The organism is Rhizobium album (assembly GCF_003122325.1).
GTDB lineage: Bacteria > Pseudomonadota > Alphaproteobacteria > Rhizobiales > Rhizobiaceae > Metarhizobium > Metarhizobium album.
Window position 1 is genome coordinate 597,804 of sequence record NZ_QFBC01000001.1, and the last position, 19,218, is coordinate 617,021.

At 60.2% G+C, this 19,218-nt stretch carries 18 protein-coding genes and 2 pseudogenes; 13 read left to right on the forward strand and 7 right to left on the reverse strand.

What is annotated here, in order from left to right; all coding sequences use genetic code 11:
• Positions 1-89: 89 nt before the first annotated feature.
• Both DEM27_RS34525 and DEM27_RS02950 read left to right on the forward strand, forming a co-directional pair.
• A complete protein-coding gene (locus DEM27_RS34525; protein WP_245445620.1) occupies positions 90-524 on the forward strand; it encodes a helix-turn-helix domain-containing protein in 435 nt (144 codons plus the stop codon).
• A complete protein-coding gene (locus DEM27_RS02950; protein ID WP_245445622.1) occupies positions 517-1,329 on the forward strand; it encodes a DUF6456 domain-containing protein in 813 nt (270 codons plus the stop codon). Before DEM27_RS34525 ends, DEM27_RS02950 begins: the two co-directional genes overlap by 8 nt.
• Before the next feature lie 4 nt (positions 1,330-1,333).
• Here DEM27_RS02950 and DEM27_RS02955 read toward each other — a convergent pair whose 3' ends face one another.
• Both DEM27_RS02955 and DEM27_RS02960 read right to left on the reverse strand, forming a co-directional pair.
• Entirely contained in the window at positions 1,334-1,753 is a 420-nt protein-coding gene (locus tag DEM27_RS02955; RefSeq protein ID WP_109456674.1) for a SufE family protein, read from the reverse strand.
• Between the two features lie 181 nt (positions 1,754-1,934).
• The gene (locus DEM27_RS02960; RefSeq protein WP_109456926.1) at positions 1,935-2,354 is read right to left on the reverse strand and encodes a DUF5330 domain-containing protein; all 420 of its coding nucleotides are present in this window, start codon (positions 2,352-2,354) and stop codon (positions 1,935-1,937) included.
• Positions 2,355-2,802: 448 nt separating this feature from the next.
• Here DEM27_RS02960 and DEM27_RS02965 point away from each other — a divergent pair, with 448 nt between their 5' ends.
• The 3 genes from DEM27_RS02965 to DEM27_RS02975 all read left to right on the forward strand — a co-directional run bounded on the left by DEM27_RS02965 (position 2,803) and on the right by DEM27_RS02975 (position 5,677).
• A complete protein-coding gene (locus DEM27_RS02965; protein ID WP_420028788.1) occupies positions 2,803-4,353 on the forward strand; it encodes a sensor histidine kinase in 1,551 nt (516 codons plus the stop codon).
• Positions 4,325-5,212, forward strand: coding sequence for a peptidoglycan-binding domain-containing protein (locus DEM27_RS02970; protein WP_109456675.1), 888 nt, complete (start codon positions 4,325-4,327; stop codon positions 5,210-5,212). The genes DEM27_RS02965 and DEM27_RS02970 overlap by 29 nt, the downstream gene beginning before the upstream one ends.
• Positions 5,213-5,323: 111 nt before the next feature.
• The gene (locus DEM27_RS02975) at positions 5,324-5,677 is read left to right on the forward strand and encodes a DUF1491 family protein (protein ID WP_109456676.1); all 354 of its coding nucleotides are present in this window, start codon (positions 5,324-5,326) and stop codon (positions 5,675-5,677) included.
• 3 nt (positions 5,678-5,680) lie between these two features.
• Here the strand turns inward: DEM27_RS02975 and DEM27_RS02980 are convergent, their stop codons facing one another.
• Positions 5,681-6,757 (reverse strand): DUF2336 domain-containing protein, encoded by a 1,077-nt coding sequence (locus tag DEM27_RS02980; RefSeq protein ID WP_109456677.1) that lies wholly within the window; start codon positions 6,755-6,757, stop codon positions 5,681-5,683.
• A gap of 492 nt (positions 6,758-7,249) precedes the next feature.
• On the opposite strand from DEM27_RS02980, the gene DEM27_RS33835 reads away from it, so the two are divergent.
• A complete protein-coding gene (locus DEM27_RS33835; RefSeq protein WP_165823330.1) occupies positions 7,250-7,420 on the forward strand; it encodes a hypothetical protein in 171 nt (56 codons plus the stop codon).
• Between the two features lie 102 nt (positions 7,421-7,522).
• Here the strand turns inward: DEM27_RS33835 and DEM27_RS02990 are convergent, their stop codons facing one another.
• The 3 genes from DEM27_RS02990 to DEM27_RS03000 all read right to left on the reverse strand — a co-directional run bounded on the left by DEM27_RS02990 (position 7,523) and on the right by DEM27_RS03000 (position 10,998).
• Complete coding sequence (locus tag DEM27_RS02990; protein ID WP_109456679.1) at positions 7,523-8,071, reverse strand: DUF1254 domain-containing protein; 549 nt, start codon at positions 8,069-8,071, stop codon at positions 7,523-7,525.
• Positions 8,064-8,654 (reverse strand): DUF1214 domain-containing protein, encoded by a 591-nt coding sequence (locus tag DEM27_RS02995; RefSeq protein ID WP_109456680.1) that lies wholly within the window; start codon positions 8,652-8,654, stop codon positions 8,064-8,066. The genes DEM27_RS02990 and DEM27_RS02995 overlap by 8 nt, the downstream gene beginning before the upstream one ends.
• 190 nt (positions 8,655-8,844) lie before the next feature.
• The gene (locus tag DEM27_RS03000) at positions 8,845-10,998 is read right to left on the reverse strand and encodes a transglycosylase domain-containing protein (protein WP_420028789.1); all 2,154 of its coding nucleotides are present in this window, start codon (positions 10,996-10,998) and stop codon (positions 8,845-8,847) included.
• A gap of 194 nt (positions 10,999-11,192) precedes the next feature.
• Here DEM27_RS03000 and DEM27_RS03005 point away from each other — a divergent pair, with 194 nt between their 5' ends.
• The 6 genes and pseudogenes from DEM27_RS03005 to DEM27_RS03030 all read left to right on the forward strand — a co-directional run bounded on the left by DEM27_RS03005 (position 11,193) and on the right by DEM27_RS03030 (position 17,017).
• Complete coding sequence (locus DEM27_RS03005; protein ID WP_109456682.1) at positions 11,193-11,660, forward strand: YcgN family cysteine cluster protein; 468 nt, start codon at positions 11,193-11,195, stop codon at positions 11,658-11,660.
• Entirely contained in the window at positions 11,657-12,280 is a 624-nt protein-coding gene (locus DEM27_RS03010; protein ID WP_109456683.1) for a LysE family translocator, read from the forward strand. The genes DEM27_RS03005 and DEM27_RS03010 overlap by 4 nt, the downstream gene beginning before the upstream one ends.
• Before the next feature lie 165 nt (positions 12,281-12,445).
• A complete protein-coding gene (locus DEM27_RS34340; protein WP_205908856.1) occupies positions 12,446-13,039 on the forward strand; it encodes a hypothetical protein in 594 nt (197 codons plus the stop codon).
• A gap of 328 nt (positions 13,040-13,367) precedes the next feature.
• Positions 13,368-13,802 (forward strand): annotated as a pseudogene (locus tag DEM27_RS03020) (terminase large subunit domain-containing protein); the annotation flags it as partial.
• 625 nt (positions 13,803-14,427) lie between these two features.
• On the forward strand, positions 14,428-16,452 hold the full coding sequence (locus tag DEM27_RS03025) for a flagellin N-terminal helical domain-containing protein (RefSeq protein WP_109456684.1): 2,025 nt from the start codon (positions 14,428-14,430) through the stop codon (positions 16,450-16,452).
• 82 nt (positions 16,453-16,534) lie between these two features.
• Complete coding sequence (locus DEM27_RS03030; RefSeq protein ID WP_128755424.1) at positions 16,535-17,017, forward strand: DUF6641 family protein; 483 nt, start codon at positions 16,535-16,537, stop codon at positions 17,015-17,017.
• 701 nt (positions 17,018-17,718) lie between these two features.
• Here the strand turns inward: DEM27_RS03030 and DEM27_RS03035 are convergent.
• Positions 17,719-18,714: a hypothetical protein gene (locus DEM27_RS03035; protein WP_128755425.1), complete on the reverse strand. Its 996-nt coding sequence runs from the start codon at positions 18,712-18,714 to the stop codon at positions 17,719-17,721.
• A 332-nt stretch (positions 18,715-19,046) separates the two neighbouring features.
• On the opposite strand from DEM27_RS03035, the pseudogene DEM27_RS35160 reads away from it, so the two are divergent.
• Positions 19,047-19,193: pseudogene (locus tag DEM27_RS35160) on the forward strand (transposase); the annotation flags it as partial.
• Between the last annotated feature and the right edge of the window lie 25 nt (positions 19,194-19,218).

The window sequence follows — 19,218 nt, forward strand, 5'->3', positions numbered from 1 at the left end:
CAACGGATGGTTGTGGCGGGATGATTTCTTCCATCCCCGCATCTGCGTTAGGGTGTATGAATAAATTCCTATTTATGGGAGTTCGCCTGATGCCACATGAAAAAACGATCGACCTGATGACCTTGCCCGGAACCGGTGGGAACGGGGACGATGCGCCTGCCGGGCCGGGACAGGTGCCGGCGTTGCGCCCGGCGGCCCTGCCGGTCCGCACCATATGCCGTATCGTCCGGCAGGTGGCCGCGGAAATGCTGATGCTCGCTTCCGACCGGGTGCAAATGCGTCGCGACCGCCGCCGTGCCAACTGCCATGTTCGCCAGATCGCCATGTATGTCTGCCATGTGGCGCTCGGCATTTCGCTGAGCGATATCGGCCAGGCCTTCGGCCGCGACCGGACGACGGTCAGCCATGCCTGCGGCGTGGTGGAGGACAGGCGCGACGATCCGGCCTTCGACGATTTCGTCTCGGCGCTGGAGCGTATTTCCACCTCGGTGTTCATCCAGTCCGGAGCCATCGCCCATGAGTGATCTGTTGCCCGATGCCGCGGAGCGGAAAGATATCGTCCGGCTGTTGCGTTTCATTGGCCGCCAGCGGGCGGATATCGGCGCGGCTGCCTCCGCCGCCGAGGCCCTGCTGCGGCGCGAGGACGGCACCGAGCGCGTCTTCGGTAGCGATGTGTTGCGCCAGGCGGCGGCGCTCGGGCTTGTCCGCCGCGAAGGCTTGCGGCTCGCGGCCACCGGCGATGCCCGGACGTTCCTGCGGCGGTCGATGGCGGAAGGGGAAGAGGTGTTTCTCGAGCAGCATCGCGATGTTTCCGTCGCGACGACGCAGGTGGAGGGCGTGCGCCAGCCGGTGCGCATCAACCATGCGGAATCGCCGCTCGGCCTGCTGGCGCGCCTGAAGGGGCGGCAGGGAGAGGCGTTCCTGCCGCCGGAAGCCATAAGCGCCGGCGAGCGACTGCATGCCGATTTTACCCGCGGGCAGCTGCAGCCGAAGATCACCGCCTGCTGGGAGCCGCGATTGGCAAGCCGAAGCCGCGGGGATCGTGGCGGGGCGACGGAGTTGGGCGACAGCGCGCTGGCCGCGCGCACGCGTGTGGCCCGCGCCGTCGAGGCCATGGGGCCGGAACTGTCGGGCGTGGCGCTCGATGCCTGCTGCTTTTCCAAGGGGCTGGAACTGATCGAACGCGAACGGCAATGGCCGGCGCGCTCGGCCAAGCTGATGTTGCGCACGGCGCTTCTGGCGCTGGCCCGCCACTACCAGCCGCCGCGGCGGAAAACCCATGCCGGCATCGGGCATTGGGGCGCGGAGGACTATCGCCCCGAACTATGACCGCTCAGGCGGCGCGGATGCGGGCTTCCTCGCGGATGCGGTTGACCATCGAGCGCAGGCCGTTGGCACGCTGCGAGGACAGGTGTTCTACCAGGCCGATCTTGTTGAAGACGTCGATGGCATCGAGCCCAACGATCTCGGAGGCATGCTTGCCGGAATAGGTGGCGAGCACGATCGCCACCAGCCCCCGGACGATATGGGCATCGGAATCGCCCTCGAAGGTCAGCACCGGATCGCTGCCGCCGTCTTCTGCATGGGTGACGAGCCAGACCTGGCTGGCGCAGCCCTGCACCTTGTTGGCCGCGATGCGCTTGTCGTCGGGCAGGTCGGGCAGCGCCTTGCCGAGTTCGATGACATAGCGATAGCGATCTTCCCAGTCGTCCAGAAAGGCGAAGTCGTCAATGATCTGGTCAAGCTGGGTCATCTGCGGTTCCGTTCGTGGCGTCTTGCCTCCGCATATAAGGGATGGGTCGGAAGAAATGAAGTTTTGAATGAATCAAAAAAAATGCGCCGCGGGGAAGGGACAGGACCCACGCGGCGCTTAGTCAGGACAGGTAATGTCGGTCGCTTCGAACGGGTCGGCCGGACCGGCGGCAATGCTTCAATCAGGAATGCGGCGGCTTCTTCTTCGGCAGCGGGATGACCGTGCCGGTCATGACGTCGTCGTCTATGCTCGGCATGGCCTGATCCAGGGCGGAAGCCTCGTTGGTGTCGGTGGCGAGCGAAGCGGTCTTCTCGTTGCCGTCGTCGCGAAAACGGTTGTCGAGGAATTCGTAGGCGATGCGGGCGCCTTCCCTCGCACGGTATCCCAGGGCGGTGAAGGTTTCCGATCCCTTGGCGCAGACCTCGGGTTTTTCGGTGCACAGGGCACTGACATATTCATAGGCGCCGCTGGCGGCGGACAGGGCGTCGGTTATCTCCACTTGCGGGGCGCCCTGCAGCTTCGTCGCCGTCTCCTTGTCGAAGATCGGCAGGAGCACGAGCACCAGCGAGAACCAGAACGTCCCTTTGATCGCAAACCACATCATATCGTTTTCCCTGCCTTCCCCGGTCTTTGCGCCGGATTGTTCCTGGGCGATTTCTTGATCCCGACATTAGGGACGGGATGACAAGATCGCTTTGCAAAAGCCATTCGGGTTTTCGCAAAATTTGCCTCAAATCCCGTCTTTTCCATTTTGAACCGTATTTGAGCGGCATTTTAATGGCTGCCGTTAAGCATCTGGGCAGCCGCCTCCAGCAAACGCCTAGGTTTGCGGCGCAATCGACTGCCACAATCGTTAACGCGAAAGGTGAAAATCGAAAAAACGCTTTGCTTACCGTGTGTTAACCACGAAAGACAAAGGGCCTCCGCAATGTCTGAAAACGGGATTTTCGCCGGTTTTCGGCCGGTTCCGGCGCTTTTGCTTTATCCTTTCCTTAAGTGCACGAAGCCTATTGTCGGGGCCGTTGAGACACCCTTTTCAAGGTTTTGGTGTGCAGGTTTTCAGGACGATCGTGGATGGTGCGACAGCGCTTTTGGACCGGGCGGCGGCAAGCTGGCTGGCCCGGACGAGGGAGGGACGCGACGTGCCGGCGCACGAGATCGCCATCCTGCGCCGGCTTGCGCTGATCTCGTCTGCCGCGCTGATCGCGGTGCCGGTGGCGCTGTCGGCGGTGGCGAGCCCTGCCGTCGCCCTGCCGGTCGGCGTGACGCTGGTCGCAGCCGGATTCCTGTTTTCCGCCGTCGGTTCCATTGCCCTCTCGCGACTGCGGCCGGTCGAGCGGCAAGACGTCCATCGTCCGGCGCCAGACGGTGCCTATCTCGATGCCTGCGCCGGTCTTATCCTGTTTCTCGATCCGCTGGGCGCGGTGACCGGCCTTGCCGGCCGCGAGCGCCAGGCATTCCTGTCGTGGATGCGCAATCCGGCCGGACGCGGCTTCTTCGACCAGCTGCATGTTTCGGACCGGCTGCATTTCATGCAGGCGCTCGACCATCTGCGCCAGGGCGAGGAGGCGATCTCCGTCGATCTGAGGATCGATCGCCCGACCGTGGTGCCGGCCAGCGACCAGTTCATCCATGTGCAGCTGGACCTGACCGCCGTGCGTGGCGCCGACGGCGCGCTGGTGTCGGTGTTCGGCCAGATGCGGGATATCTCGCTCGAGCAATCGCTGAAGGCGGAAGCGGCGCGCAAGGCGACGGAGGCCGAATCGGCCAACGATGCCAAGACGCGGTTCCTCGCCGCCGTCAGCCACGAGCTGCGCACGCCGCTCAACGCCATCCTCGGTTTTTCCGACATTCTCACCGGCGAATATTTCGGCAAGCTCGAAAACGACCGGCAACGCGAATATGTGCGGCTGATCCGCCAGTCCGGCGCGCATCTGCTCTCGGTGGTCAACACCATGCTCGACATGAGCAAGATCGAGGCCGGCCGCTACGAGCTGATGGTCGAGCCCTTCATGATCGGCGAATCGATCCGCACCTGCGAGGAGATGCTGGCCTTGCAGGCGCGTGAAAAGGGCCTGACGCTGACGAGCCGCGTCCAGCGCGGCATCGGCGAGATCGTCGCCGACCAGCGGGCCATCCAGCAGATCCTCATCAACCTGGTCGGCAATGCCATCAAGTTCACCGACGAGGGCGGCGTCGTCACCGTCGACGCGGCATCGAACGGCTTCGACCTGGTGCTGACGGTCAGCGACACCGGCATCGGCATTGCCGAAAACAAGCTTGCGACGCTCGGCCAGCCGTTCGTACAGGTCCAGAACGATTATACCCGCCGCTACGAAGGTACGGGGCTTGGCCTGTCGCTGGTCAAGGGCCTGGTGGCGCTGCACGGCGGCTGCTTTGCGATTTCCAGCCGGCCCGGCGAGGGTACGGTGATCACGATTACGGTGCCGATGGATGGCTCCGGTGCCTCCAGCGCCGATGATGCGGCGGACTGGGCAAGAACGGTGGAATTCCCGCCGCGCCTGAAGGGCGCTTCGGGCGCCATCGAAGTGCAGCATGAGGATGATGTCCATGAGCAAGCGACCGCGAAAAGCGCCTGACAAGAGGAAGCCCGTCCGCCGCCCTCCAGGGCTTGCATCGCGGGCCTTCGACGGCGTGCTGCACCTGATCGGCCGCAATCCCGCCCTGGTCGGCGGGACGGCGGCCTTCATCGTCATCTTTTCCTTCGTTTCCGCCAATGCGCTCTGGTACCAGCACGGCGAGCATCCCTCGCCGTTCTTCCGCACGCGCAATCCCGACGAACCGAACGCCTTTTCCGGCCAGCGCACCGAACCGCGCACCGAAACCGGCGAGGTGACCACCTTCAAGATCGAGCGGCCGGACCAGACGGAAACCGCCAGCATCGAGGATGTCATCGCCGCCTCCGGCGAAGCGGTGCCGGCGCAGTCCTCCGTCTCGACGCTGGTGCGCGACGTGCAGACGGAGCTGATCGGCCGCGGCCTCTACAACGGTGCGGCCGACGGTGTCAGCGGCCCGCGCACGGCCGCCGCCATCCTCGCTTTCGAGATCCGCGCCGGCCTGCCGCAGAACGGCGAAGCCACGCCGGAACTGCTGGCGGCGCTGCGAACGGCGGCGAGCGGCGACAAGGTTCTGCCGAAGGAGCGCCCTGCGGAGGATGTTGCCTCCAGCGCATCGGAAATCGATCCGGTGGCCGCCGCCATCCGCGATGCCGAGACCCGGAAACAGAAGCCGGCGGTGGCCATCGCCGATCCGGAACTGGTGATGAAGATCCAGAAGGGGCTGAGCAACCTCGCTTATGCCGATATCCGCGTCGACGGTGTCGCCGGTGCCCAGACCCGCGACGCGATCCGCCATTTCGAAAAGCATTACCGTCTTCCCCAGACCGGCGAGCCCAGCCAGGCCGTGCTCAAGAAGATGAAGGAAATCGGCGCGTTGTAAGCCATGGTGTCGGGTGCGCCGTTCGAATTGCACCCGGACCGTCGGCTTCCATGTCGCGGAGACGTGCCTTGAGCCATTGCCGGCCGGCGCCGGCAGCGTTATGAAACCCGCATGCGTTTGAAATCGGACATCTTCGTTGCCGCGCTGACACGGCGGGTTTTCGGCCTCGGCGGTTTTGCCGCCGTCGAGCGGCACGGCGCGGCGGAAGCCGGCGCCATCTTCGTGCGCCAGCGCTTTCGCGACGGGCTGGAAAGCCTTTATGCCCCGGCACCGCAATATGCCTTCGGTGAGGACGATGCAGGCGGACGGCTGTTCGAGCGCCGGCTCGCCCGGGTCGAACCGGCTGATGTCGCCGCACTTCTCGCCCGCGAGAGCAGGTTCGATTCCGACCTCTGGGTGGTGGAAGTGGAAATCGACGACATCGGCGACCTGCTTCCTGTCGCCGACGAGGGCAAGGGTTCCTGACGGTCAGCGACGGCCGAAGATGCGCAGATCCCTGTCCGGGCGCAGTTGTTGGGCGCCACGGTTCTGGGCGGCCGCCGGTGCCCGGTCGTCGCCCGAGCCGCGCTGGCCGTTGCCGAAGGTGTAGCTGTCGGCGCGGCGCCAGGCTTCGACGCGGACGTCGCATTCTGCCGGATCGAGACCCTGCAGCAAGGCTTCCGCCCGCGTCGTATCGCCGATGCGTTCGGCCAGGTGCGGATAGAAGCGGGTCAGGACGAGTGCGGTGTCCGTGTCGCTGAGGTTGAGGCTGACGAGCGTGGTGGCGAGTTGCAGCCCGGAGATATCCAGCATGATGCGTTCGGCAAGCCAGCGGCTGGCGGACAGGCTGTCGGCAAGCGTCGTGGCGAAATGCTCCGCCTCGCGGGTGCGGGCGAAACGCACCAGCAGCGCTTCCTGCATCTCGGTGGCGGTGCGCAGGCCGAGCCGGTCTTCCTTCGGGTGCGAAAGGTGGCGCACGAGACCCTTCAATTCCTGGCGGATGGCCTCTTCGCGGTTGACGACAGGCGTCTCCGCGGGGGCGGCCGGCTCGGCGGTGACGTCCGGCGGCGCAAAGAGCGGCGTGGGCGAGACCGGCGTGGCGAGAAGGGGGGCCGGCACGGGCTGCGGCTGATCGGCGGCGCCCCTGATCGGATAGGCCTGGCGGACGTCGACGAGGGCGTCGATGACCATCGGCGAGAGGTTTTCGCGGCGGGTGATCGCATGGGCATGCGCCGACCCTTGCGTGCGGGCGATGGTGATCAGCGTTTCGTCGCTGATCGACTGGGAGCAGGTGAGGAAGATCGCCGAAACGCCGATCGGCTGGCTGCCGATGAACAGCGCCACGGCCTGCGGCACCTGCGGGCATTGCGACAGGGCGGCGACCGCCTGCCGCCTGGCTTCGTCCGAGGAGGCCTTGAACAGTGGCGCAAACAGTTCCGCGAACTGCCGCAGTTCCGACTTTGTCGGAAACTGAAGGTTCTCGAAACTCGACACGGTGGCCATCAACACGACATCCTTCTTCCTCTTGGCCAGGGGACTTTCAAGTTCTCGAAACCGATCGCTCACGGGCTTACTCACTACAACGCAAAGGATCCGTTCAAATTAGAACAAATGTGTTAGCGGCCTATTAACTATCGGCACCCTGATTCGAATGACGAAGAGTTGCGGTTGCGGCGGCAATGGCCGTTCGCCTGTGCCGGAATGATACAAAGGGCCGCTCTTGCCGGGTTTCGGGCCAAAACGGGGCTGTATTGTGGCTTCAGCGCCACGAAAGCCCGCTCTATTACTTTGTATTAGTAAGTGTTGTTATTCGTTTTAAGGCTTCGTTAACCGGGGCCATAGATCAATGGAATTGCAAGGGGCCGGCCTCGGACGTCAACCTGTCCCGTGCGAAACAGCAGATCCGGCGCGTTCATGCGAGAACAGGAACAGGCCGGATATGTGAGAACGGTGCAGATGACTTCGGGAATTGACCGGAGATGCATCGGCCCCCTCAAGGGCAGGGTGAAATCCATACCCTCTTCATCCGTCTCAGACTTCGAACCTTTGGAGATGAGAATGGCAGATGTAGTACGTATATGGGACAGGCTTGAACGCCTGCCGCGGCAACCGCAGACGAAGAAATTCGATGCGCAGATCCTGCTGTTTACCGGTGTCCGGTATGAGCGTCGTGATCTCGCCGTCACCACGCAGGACGCAAAGAGCGCGCAGCCGGCGAACCAGCACTGAGGCCGTGCCGGCGCATTTCCGTTTTCTCGCCGAATGCGGCAAGGCTCCGATACGGTCTGAATTCCGGACACAAAACCGCGGCACATTTTTGCCGGCGTGGGTTTAGCGGCCGGTGAAATCCTGGCAGCTCGCCTCCTGGAGGAAGGCCTGGGCGGCCTGATCGAAGCTTCTGCGCGGCGCGAGCGTGCGCACCACGGCGTAACCGTCCGGTCTCGGCACTTCGACCAGGATGGACTGCGCCAATTGCTCCGGCAGCGCCTTGCGCAGCGCCGTGAGCTGGATCGGCGAGGCGATGACGACATCCAGCCCGCCGCCGACCGACGTCCGGTCGTTCATGCTGAAAATCTCGTTCGAGGCGCTGTCGAAGATGGCGAGCGACCAGAAGGGCACGCTGCCGCGCGCCTGCAGCCTCAGCGGCACGGCATCGACATCGAAGCTGCAGACCGCAACATGCATGAACGGATCGGCGACCGACAGGCCGGCCTTATCAGGCTTTGCCGACAGCAGATGAAAACGATTGAGATCGCCGCGCGCCAGAATGCGCGTATAGGCATCGAGGCCGGTGAAATGCGGCAGCGACAGGATGATGATCAGGTGCAGCAGCACCGCGCCGACCAATCCCACGACGATGGCGAGCAGGATCTTAAGCATCGCCGCACCCGAGCAGGCTGACCTTGGGCATGGAGAGGTCGATAAGCCCGGAGCTGCCGGCCGTCGGCGTATCGAGCAGCGTCAGCGTCAGCCGGAAGGGCACGTTGCCTGTCGGCAGCGGCAGCCAGTTTCCGGGCTGCGCCCTGGCGGAAACCGTGATCGTGAAGCTGCTGTCGGTTTCGCGCACCACCGTCCAGGAATTGAGGCCGGCGGGCAGCGCAGGGTTGACGGCAAAGGGCTGGCCGCCGGTGTTGCCGGCATACAGCGTCCACAGGCGGGCATGCGGCGTCTGGCCCGAGACCGCATAGCTGCAGCCGCTGACGAGCCTGCCGCCGGCATCGTCGACCGATGCGCTGAAGGCGAGACCTTCGGCATTGCCGTAGAGAAGGTTGCCGGCGCGGGCGCGGTGGGATTTGGCATAGGGATCGGCCGCCGCGGTCTGCGCATTCGGAAAAGCCTCCCACGCGCCGAGCCGGATCGCCCCGAAACCGGTCGTCACGTTCAGCGCGTAAAGCGTTGAAACGATGCCGCCGCCGAAAGCAATGCTGAGTGCGAGCGCGATGAGGAGGGGAACCCGGAACACGTCTATGGCAAGCCTTTGATCACAAGGGTTCGAGGGTTAGCATTGATTCTGCCGGGGGGAAATGGGCAGGGTGTATCGGAATGGCACGGCATCGGCTGTGCTTGCACCGGGAACGCGGGGCAAGGCGGTTGCAAGGTCCGCTCCGGCACCGCTCCCGGCTGATTGCCTATTGTTGCACCTTTTCGCCGCTTCACTCGGCGCTTGCGACCTTCTGGGTGCCGAGCGGCGGTGCGTTCTTCAGCTTGTCGCCGACGTCGCGCAGCAGGCGGGTGACGTCGATGGAGAGCGAGCGCGGGCGGATGAGCGGCGGCAGGCCGGTTTCGGAGCCTTTTTCGGTGGTTTTCGCCACCAGGGCAGGACCGACATGGTTGCCGCTCGGGAAGGGATTCTCGATGCCGGGAATGGCCTTCAGCTCGATGCCCTGGTGGGCGTAATCCATCAGCCGCTTGAAGGTCATCGCCGGCAGAGAGCCGCCGGTCATGTTGTTGGTCGAGGTATAGTCGTCGTTGCCGAACCAGACGGCGCAGGTGTAGTTGCCGGTGAAACCGACGAACCAGGCGTCGCGATAGGCCTGCGTCGTGCCGGTCTTGCCGGCGGTGACGATGCCGCCGTCGAGCGCCGCCTTGCGGGCGGTGCCGGACACCGGGATCTGCGACAGCATGTAGTTCATCGAGGCGGTCGCCTGTTCCGACAGCACCCGATGCGGCGGCGGCTCGTCACGGTCGAAATCGTAGAGGATGCGGCCGTCGTAGCTGATGATCTGGCTGAGGCCGTGGCGGCGCGATTGCAGGCCGCCGGCGGGGAAGACGGAGTAGCCGGTGGCCTGGTCGAGCACGGTGAGTTCCGACGTGCCGAGCGGAATGGTCTTGTCGGAGCGGATCGGCGTTTCGACGCCGAAATCCTTGGTGGTCTTGACGATGGTGTCGATGCCGAGAACGTCCTTGGCAAGCCGGACGGGGACGGTGTTGATCGATTTCGCCAGCGCCACCGCCAGCGTCACCCGACCGGCATAGGAGCGGCCGTAATTCTGCGGCGACCAGCCGCGCCAGGTGATCGGCCCGTCGGAGATGACCGTCTGCGGCGTCATGCCCTTTTCCATCGCCGCCGCATAGGTATAGACCTTGAACGAGGAGCCCGGCTGGCGCAGCGCCTTGGTGGCGCGGTTGAACTGGCTCTCGCCGTAATCCCGCCCGCCGACCATGGCGCGCACGGCGCCGCCGTTCTCGATCATCACGAGGGCCCCCTGCTTGACGCGGTAGGGCTCGCCATATTCGCGCAGGCTGGTCTCGACCGAATCTTCCGCCGCCTTCTGCAGGCCCATGTCGATGGTGGTGCGCACCACCAGGGAATGTTCGGGGAAACGGCTGGACAGACGCTGCACCTCGTCGAAGGCCCAGTCGAGGAAGAAATCGGGAGCTTCCATCTCGTTACGGTCGATGACCGTCGCCGGGTTGCGGCGGGCGGCGATCACCTGGCCTTCGGTCATCATGCCGCTCTGCACCAGGTTGCTCAGGACCTCGTTGGCGCGGGCGCGGGCGGCCGGCAGGTTGACGTGCGGCGCATATTTCGCCGGGGCCTTGAACAGGCCGGCGAGGATCGCGGCTTCGGCAAGATCGACCTCGGTGATCGACTTGCCGAAATAGAACTGCGCCGCCGCCGCCGCGCCGAAGGTGCCGCCGCCCATATAGGCGCGGTCGAGATAGGTGCGCAGGATCTCCTTCTTGGAGAGGTTGGCTTCCAGCCACAGGGCAAGGAAGGCTTCCTTGATCTTGCGTTCGAGCGAGCGCTCGTTGGTGAGGAACAGGTTCTTGGCGAGCTGCTGCGTCAGCGTCGAGCCGCCCTGCACGACGCCGCCGGCGCGGGCGTTTTCGCTCATGGCGCGGGCGAGGCCAATGAAATCGATGCCGAAATGATCGAAGAAACGGCGGTCTTCGGTGGCGAGCACGGCCTTGACGAAATAATCCGGCAGGTCGTCGATGGCGACGGAATCCTCATGGATGATGCCGCGGTGGCCGATGACGTTGCCGTAGCGATCGAGGAAGGTGACGGCGAAATCGCCGTGGTTGCGCCAGTCGTCCTTGGTTTCCTCGAAGGCGGGCTGGGCGAGCGTCAGCATCACCACGGCGCCGGCGGTGCCGAGGGTGGCGGCCTCGCCGACGACTTCGAACACCGCCCGTTTCCAGCCGCGGACGCGAAAACGGCGGAAGAAGATCGTGACGTCTTCCCAGATCTCGGCAAAACGAAAGCCGGCATTCCAGACGGTGGAATCGATCCAGGAATCGATGCGCAACAGGAGATGGCGCTTCCTGCGGGGGCGGTTTTCGGGGGAGAAAGGGTCCTGCACCTGAATTCAAATTCCCGCTGAATGGCGCTTCAGCCTTGACGTGGCCACATCGAGCCGCCAGAGCATGAAGCCATACCGATACGCTCGTTTGGTTAAAGAACCGATATGGGGCAATTTTTGGTCGATTTGCTGGAAAAGAACAAGGCGGTGCCGGCGGAATTCCAAACCGCGGGCGGCGGGTATGGAAAGATGCGATGACGGACGGCGAGCCCTTCTGGAAAAACAAGAGCCTGGACCAGATGAACCAGGCGGAATGGGAAAGCCTCTGCGACGGCTGCGGGCTCTGTTGCCTCAACAAGCTGGAGGACTGGGACACCGGCGAGGTGGTGTTCACCTCCGTCGCCTGCCGGCTGCTCGACGGCGAGAGCTGTCGGTGCTCCGACTACCCGAACCGCCAGGCGACCGTGCCGGACTGCATCCAGCTGACGCCGAAGACCGTCCGCGACATCACCTGGCTGCCGCCGACCTGCGGCTACCGGCTGGTGCGCGACGGCGAGGACCTCTACTGGTGGCACCCGCTGGTTTCGGGCGATCCGGAGACGGTGCACCAGGCGGGCATTTCCGCGCAGGGCCGGACGGTGAGCGAAGAGGAGGTGGATGTCGAGGATTTCGAGGACTATGTCGTTGAATGGCCGCTGACCGTGGGTGAGGGGCGGGAATGATCGAGGGACTGCCGCCCGAACTCTGGACCTTCGTGCTGGCATCCTTTCTCATCGAGCTGACGCCGGGGCCGAACATGACCTGGCTGGCGATGCTGGCCGTCGTGGAAGGACGATTGCGGGGTTACGCCGCCGTTGCCGGCATCGGGCTGGGGCTGGGATTGCTGGGGGCGGCCGCCGCGATCGGCCTTGCCGAACTGGTGCAGGCCTCCGCCGTCCTCTACCAGACGCTGCGCTGGGCGGGTGTCGCCTTCCTGCTCTACCTGGCCTATGACGGATGGCGCGGGGAACCGGCGGCGGGGCCGCAGGATCTCACCATCAATCTGCGCCGCGCCTTTCTGCGCGGGCTGACGACCAATCTGCTCAATCCCAAGGCGGCGATCTTCTACATCGCCGTGTTGCCGACCTTCGTCGCCCCCGGGCCACCGCCGGGCGGGCAGATCGCAACGCTGACGGCTGCCTATGTGGCGGTCGCCACGCTGGTGCATGCCGCCATCGTCACCCTGTGCGGCACCTTCACGAGCCTTGTCGGCAAGAGCGGGCGCGAGACGGCGGTGCGGCGGGCGCTTTCCGTCGGCCTGGCGCTGGTGGCGCTGTGGTTTGCCTGGACGACGGCGAAATGAGAAAATCCGCGAATAGGAAAATAATCCTTGACGGCGTGACGGTGGTCTGATAGGGTTTTGGCATAGTCGGAAAGTTGCGGCCGGATGGGGCGCGGCGGATCGGGGACGAAGCGGCAGCGCGAAAGCGCGGGCCGCTTTTTTGTTGGCTTTTTTCAGGTGGGTGGCATGGCGGCGGTGGTGGAATTCGATGCCGGACTGTTCGGGACCTGGCCGGCGGCGCCGGTCTATGACGGCCGGTCGACGGCGGAGCGCGAGGCGGAAGACGGCCTGCAGGCGGCGGCGCGGCGGGTGGTGCTGGAGGTGAAGTCGCGCGAGGACGGCGGCGAGGACCTGCGGCTGCTGCTCAACGACATGACCCGCGAGATGCGGGCGCAATTCGATTATTTTCGCCAGCTTCGCGGCGCTGCCGAACGGCTGACGGACGGCGAGGCCGACGAGGCGGCGGCGAAGGCGGCGCGGGCGGATGTGAAGGCTGCGACGGATGCGATGTCGCTGATCGTGCGCACGCTGGAAAAGGTCGATGCGCTGCAGCGGCAGCTTGCCCATGATCGGGCCATGGAGGCGGAACGCCATGTCGATACGGCCGGACTGGCGGATGCCAGGACGTATTTCCTGTCTCTCATCGACAGCCGCGCCGCCGAGGAAGCCGGACGGCGTTTCGAACAGTTCAAGCGCGACTGGCTTGCAGCGCGTGCTCCGCCCGGAGCCGATGACGGTGGCGGGCAATCGCAAGACTCGGCGGGTGCTGGAGGCGGTTGAGCGCCGGGCCGGCGAGGTTTTGCAACGGCATGCGGGCGAGATGGCGGTGATCGGCGACGGACGCAAGGTTTTGACGCCGCTGGCCATGGCGGCCGCGGCGGCGGTTTGGGCTGGACGGCGGGTGGCGGCGGAGACCCAAGGCGTCGGTGTCACGGCGTATGCCGGAGATGGTGGCGAAGCGAATGGGGCGCCCGGTGAAGGCAAGGCGGTTATCGTGACGTCGAAAGCGGCGACGACGTGTCGGGAAGATGCGAAAGTCTCTACGCAACGGCCCGGCGGTGACGATTTTGCGGGGCGCGGGGATGGTTTGCGGGGCGCAGCGGCGGTGATGTCGCCTTCGGAGAGGCGGGGATCGGACATCCGGCAGGATCTGGCCGCGCATCTGCTGCACGAATGGTGTTTTCAGGGACGCCGCGAACAGCAGGCGCCCGAAGGTGACTGGCGCAATTGGCTGATCTTGGGCGGGCGCGGTTCGGGCAAGACGCGGGCCGGCGCCGAATGGGTGCATGGGCTGGCGACGGGACATCCCCTGGCGGGCGAGTTGCGGATCGCACTGGTGGCGGAGACGCTGGGCGATGCCCGCGAGGTGATGATCGACGGGGTATCCGGCATCTGCCGGATCGCCCGGCGGATGCGGCCATCCTTCGAGGCGTCGCGGCGGCGGCTCGTCTGGCCGAACGGGGCGATGGCGCAGATCTTTTCCTCCGAGGACCCGGAGAGTTTGCGCGGGCCGCAATTCCACTTTGCCTGGTGCGACGAGCTGGACTTTATGAAAAGCGGATAAGCCAGCGATACTCCTTCCGTTGCATTTATTGAAAAATGACGTGGCCGCTTCTAGGTGCAAAGGTGCGCACGACCGCTTTCATTCGAACCTCCACGTCTAAAAGCTCCATCGAAAAGGCGTGTGTTAAATGTCGACTCACCGCGTTAGGTTCGGATCTAATTGTTTTTGGGAAGCGAACGAAGTGCGCTTTCTAAGCTTGCTCCAACACAACAAGCCAGAAATATTGTTTGTCTCAGAAGCCTGTTGATATTTCATCTGTTTCTAATTTTTAATTTAAAAACCCATGGTGCCAAATCTCTGTTGGGCGCAACTTTATCGTGACAACCAGTCTTGGCTGAAACAGCGTAGGCAGGTTGCGATAGGTTAATTTAACGTTAACAAACGTTGAAAAATATCAACTAATTTCAGCCAGTTACAAAGTTTTTTCGCGTTAAAATGCGTTAATGTCGATTGACATCATATTAACCTTCTCGCTAAGAATTAATCATTCAAGACGAATCGACTTCAGGTTGATTTCTTCTTTTCGCGTAACCGAAGACATAAAGACTTCGTCGTCTCGCCAAACGGGCATTTTCGTTAAAAATCAATTCTATAGGTGGCCTCGATGACAAGCATCCTGACCAACGGCGCAGCTATATCCGCGCTTGATACACTCCGTTCAATCAACAATCACTTGGAGGCGACCCAGCAGCGGATCAGTTCGGGTCTGCGAGTCAGAACGGCTTCGGATAATGCTGCTTACTGGTCGATTTCGACGACCATGCGATCCGACAACATGGCACTTTCAACAGTTGCAGACGCATTAGGTTTAGGTGCTGCAAAAATTGACACCACCTATACAGGGCTTGAATCCACGGTCGATATTTTGAGTGAATTTCGCGCCAAATTGGTTGCCGCTAAAGAGCCTGGAATTGACAAAAGCAAAATTCAGAAAGAATTGAATCAATTCAAGGAGCAACTAAAATCGATTGCAGCTTCATCCAGCTTTAGCGGTGTCAATTGGCTTGAGACTAATGTACCACAAAATCTGCGGCATTTGCCGAGTTTACCCACTGATATTGTTTCCTCATTTATTCGTTCGTCTGATGGCTCCGTTAGGGTTGGCACTACAACAATTGACGTCGCTGAGATTAGTCTTTTCAATTTAGGTGGAGGCGGGTCTCTGCAAAAATCTCCAGGCTCCCTGGGTACCATAGGAGGCTTTCGAACTGCTTCTCTTAATGCAGTCGGAGTTGGCGGAACTGACATACGAGCTACAACCGGTTTTCCATTTGCTCTTACGAGTTCCGATGTCATCAGCTTTGATGTTGCTGTGGACGGGTTGATCTCACAAACAGTTACGATAGACAAAACCCTAGTGGATGCAACTCTCGGCATTGCAAATGGCAATATCGCAACGCATGCTGCATTCGCAACTGTACTAAATCAAGCACTGGTTGCGGCTGGCGTTGATTCCTATGTTTATGCCGATCTCACGGGTTCTCAACTGACGTTTATCAGCAAGGGTAATACTGGAGCGCCAACATCGAGTGTTGTCGTCGATAACATTACTCGCAACCCACCTGGTCCTACCGGTTTCTCTTCGGGGTATGAACAACGTGCAACAACTGGACTGCCGCTGGTTCTCTCTGTTGGTGAACAGATAAACCTAGATATCAGCGTCGATGGTCTAGCTTCACAAACGCTCACAATTGATGATTCTCTTATCAACTCCTCGCTTGGCGTAGTTAATGGAACCATCAATGACGCAGATGACTACGTTGCAGTGTTAACGCAGGCATTGATCAATGCAGGAGCCGGTAGCAATATTCAGGTCATGAAGGTATTTGGCTCATCAATACGTTTCACAAGCACTGAATCATCCGGCGGTTCTTTTAGTGGCGTAACGCTAAGCAATATTGTCAGGACGCCATCAGGAGCAAGTGGTTTAGCAGGTGGTGGTTCAATTGGAAGTGCGGCTTATGTAAGGGCAAATGGATATTACGCGCAGGCACAATACACTTTTACAACGCCGTTTACTGTTACGTCTGGTTCTCTCATTAGCTTCGATGTTAAAGTGGGGACGGGGACTCAGACAACAATAAACATCGACCGTAACCTTGTAGATGCCGCCCTTGGTACATCGGATGGCCTTGTGAACTCCGCAGCAGCCATGGCGACCGTTCTAAGCCAAGCTCTAACGGGACAGGATGTAACTGTGACTTCCAGCGGTTCGCAGGTTATTTTTGATATCGATCCAGCACAAGGATTTAGCGCTAATTTCCTCATCAGTGATGTAAGTGACAACGTCAAGTATCGTGGTGCGGATTTTGACATTGTGGATGTCGATATTACTGATCCTGTGAATGATCTCGACAACTACATTGACGGGGTTGATGCCATGCTTGAGCGGGTGGTGAATTCGGCTGCAGCGTTGGGTGCAATCAAAACCCGCGTTGATATCCAAACGGATTTTGCACATACCCTCATGGACACATTGGATAAGGGAATTGGTCGATTAGTCGATGCTGAAATGGGTGAGGCTTCAACCCGTTTGAAAGCTTTGCAAACTCAGCAACAATTGGGGATTCAAGCATTGCAGATTGCAAACAGCAACGCCGAAAACATTCTGCAGCTGTTTAACCAATAAATCACCGTAGGAAATACGGGATTTAAATACTGCATGAATCAGGTAATTATGACTCGACCTTTCCTGAATAAGCTGTATATCTATGGATATCAAAGAATATTCAGGAAAGGATTTTCGCATTTCACACCTAAAATCTCTAAAATTCGCTTCTGTTGCTTCGATTAATACGAATATCGATCCGATTCAAAAGGATCGAGAAAAAATGATCTCTGCTTTGACTGAACAGAAACGGATGGTGGAAGCAAAAATCACCGGTCAGACTTTCGCTCCAACTCATATCATTCGTCGTAAAAATGACGAAGGAAAGCTCGTCAAGGTCGAAGTTCCGAAACGATTGCGTCAAGGTTGGTTCAATGATGCAAGTGGCAAGCTATTCTTCTCTGTGCGTTATGCTGGTAAGATTATCGAGTTTGCGAAGGACAAGAACGCCATCGAGGTCGGTGAGTTTTCCAATCTTCCGGGTGTCCTAGACACACTGATGGAAGCTGTTCGTGCCGGTGAACTCGATACGCATCTCACAACTGCAACTGCTGAACGTCGCAAGCTTTTGCGCAAAGCCGGATAATCGCCTCGAGCATTGTCAACTGAAAAAGGACACGGATTACATGTCCGTGTCTTTTCACGTTTGTGGGGTAGGGGAACCTAAAGGCTTCATACGCAAGTTCCTTTGTTTTTTGGCGGTCGGCCATCCGGTCATTCCCGATTCATTTGCTAACCCCTGCGATACCCCACTAGGGCATTTTCAAAACTTCCCCCATGGAAAGGGACATTCTACGATTGCCAATTCAGAATCCGAAGCTACCGATCGTGCTTTGCTTCTTATGCATGAACTGCTGATTGACGGGCTTCCTCTGCATCACCCAAGTCGAGGGAGAAAAATCCCTTCTGGGTCCGTTACGAGATGGATCAACAAACCAAGGAAGAGCCCTTTTCAGTTCTGACTTTTCAGTTCTGACTTGGCGAGCAAGTATGCAGTTTGAGATTGAAGACGGAAAGACAATTACCATACGAAATTGAGGAGAAGGAGGGGAAACTAACGGATTGCGAATGACATTTCCCGAACGATGCGAATTCGGGAATGTCGTGTTACACGAAAAGTTAGGCTGCTTGCTGTGGCATTGCAGAAAGTGCAGTGGTTTTGTTGTTAGGAGTTGCTGGAGGATCGGCTTCCTTTGCATTTTCGGGTTTTCCAATCCAGGCAAAGAAGGCATTGAGAACGCTTTTGCGGAATTATGTAGCAACTGCCACCAAGTCCGTTGATGACGTTTAGAAGACGACCTGGCGAAGCATCGGCCACTCTTCACCACTCTTACGAATGAAGGCTCGCAGCTCAGGCTGATCCTCCTCGTAATCGGGTTTCCTGGAAAACGTAGTGATCAAGTGAACAGACGACAGTCCTGCGCGGTCTGAGCACAGATCCACGTCGGTATCACTTGTGTCGATGTCGCAGATCAAAAAGTCGAGTTTTGCGTTGTTGATCTTGTCAACGAGACCTTTCGAGGGGAAGGTACTGTCGCTTACATGGTTTTTGTTAAGGGGCGGTTTGAAATAATTAATCAAGCTGGCTTCAAACAGTTCAGTGTACCAGTCGGTGTCATTAACAAGCTCATTCGGCGCTTCCACATTCAAATTCCTGTATAGAATGTTTGGGTCAATTCTCATCAACACCAGACATACCTCGTGGCCGTGCCGCACCATGTTCATAGCTCTCGGCAACTGCTTGTGCCCGCCGAGTGACCTATCAAGGGAGCCATCGGAATAGGTGGATCCATTCCCCTTCCCGATGTAAAGAACTTTCATCGACCGAGCTTCTCTCACGCCATGTCGAGAACATAGGGTTCGAACATGCACCCGGATCTGGTGCGTTGGACTGAAGACGCTAAGAAATTCTCTTCGATCCTCGATGACGACACTATGGCTCCGGCTCTTGATGGTTCCGTCGCTCAGGTCGCTGATTTTCCGTCGCGCACGAAATAGGGAGCCATCGACCAGTGATCTTACTGTCGCAATCAACAGCCTTCCACCTTGTGACACGCGAGCTCTGACATACTCGAAGCGGGCTGCTTCGCACATCGCGTAGATCGTTGTGTCTTCTACTCGGGTGCCGTCGTGAAAGTCCGCGAAAGCATCGCGTGGATTGTCGTGATCGAAAAGCTTGCTGATCGGGGAGGCATAGACCTTATCGGAGTAGAGGATGCACGTTTTCGCGACAAGATCGGCGTCTAACTCACCGTCAGACTTATACATTTTCTGATAAAGCATCATAAACTCCACGCAACATCTAAGCGTGGAAGGACCGCTCAGCCGGCGCAACGTGGGCGTTCAAGATTCCGATCGACTCTTCGTCGGGACGTTGGTAAGGTCCGCGGTATGTTCAGGCCCATAGACATACGACAACGCTGATTTTCTGCCCGCCGACCCCGGCGGCGCCCTGTCGTATCGCGTAGTCATCAAGGGACCGAACATGCCGATCAACCTTCCCGCCACCAGTCCGTCGCAGCCCTCCATCTCCTCTGAACTGGAGGCACTTCGGAGGGTAGAAATATTGGGGCAACCAGCACTTCCTGCTGTCGCCCTACTGCCGCACCTTCACGATTAAGAACCTCAGGACGTTCGACGAGGACAAGGCCTACAAGGTCTTTTGCTTCCTTCGGTGGCCGGACAGCCACGGGAAGCCGGAGTGCGTGCGCTGCGGCCACAGGAGCTGCTGGGAGATCCGTCGCAAGCGCTTCAAGTGCCAGGCATGCCGCCGGGAATTCTCGGTCA

Bases quoted from the DNA above. Each gene is read 5' to 3' on its own strand.
- DEM27_RS34525 (WP_245445620.1), top strand. From the start codon at position 90: ATGCCACATGAAAAAACGATCGACCTGATGACCTTGCCCGGAACCGGT.
- DEM27_RS02950 (WP_245445622.1), top strand. From the start codon at position 517: ATGAGTGATCTGTTGCCCGATGCCGCGGAGCGGAAAGATATCGTCCGG.
- DEM27_RS02955 (WP_109456674.1), bottom strand. From the start codon at position 1,753: ATGACCCAGCTTGACCAGATCATTGACGACTTCGCCTTTCTGGACGAC.
- DEM27_RS02960 (WP_109456926.1), bottom strand. From the start codon at position 2,354: ATGTGGTTTGCGATCAAAGGGACGTTCTGGTTCTCGCTGGTGCTCGTG.
- DEM27_RS02970 (WP_109456675.1), top strand. From the start codon at position 4,325: ATGAGCAAGCGACCGCGAAAAGCGCCTGACAAGAGGAAGCCCGTCCGC.
- DEM27_RS02975 (WP_109456676.1), top strand. From the start codon at position 5,324: ATGCGTTTGAAATCGGACATCTTCGTTGCCGCGCTGACACGGCGGGTT.
- DEM27_RS33835 (WP_165823330.1), top strand. From the start codon at position 7,250: ATGGCAGATGTAGTACGTATATGGGACAGGCTTGAACGCCTGCCGCGG.
- DEM27_RS02990 (WP_109456679.1), bottom strand. From the start codon at position 8,071: ATGCTTAAGATCCTGCTCGCCATCGTCGTGGGATTGGTCGGCGCGGTG.
- DEM27_RS03005 (WP_109456682.1), top strand. From the start codon at position 11,193: ATGACGGACGGCGAGCCCTTCTGGAAAAACAAGAGCCTGGACCAGATG.
- DEM27_RS03010 (WP_109456683.1), top strand. From the start codon at position 11,657: ATGATCGAGGGACTGCCGCCCGAACTCTGGACCTTCGTGCTGGCATCC.
- DEM27_RS34340 (WP_205908856.1), top strand. From the start codon at position 12,446: ATGGCGGCGGTGGTGGAATTCGATGCCGGACTGTTCGGGACCTGGCCG.
- DEM27_RS03025 (WP_109456684.1), top strand. From the start codon at position 14,428: ATGACAAGCATCCTGACCAACGGCGCAGCTATATCCGCGCTTGATACA.
- DEM27_RS03030 (WP_128755424.1), top strand. From the start codon at position 16,535: ATGGATATCAAAGAATATTCAGGAAAGGATTTTCGCATTTCACACCTA.
- DEM27_RS03035 (WP_128755425.1), bottom strand. From the start codon at position 18,714: ATGCTTTATCAGAAAATGTATAAGTCTGACGGTGAGTTAGACGCCGAT.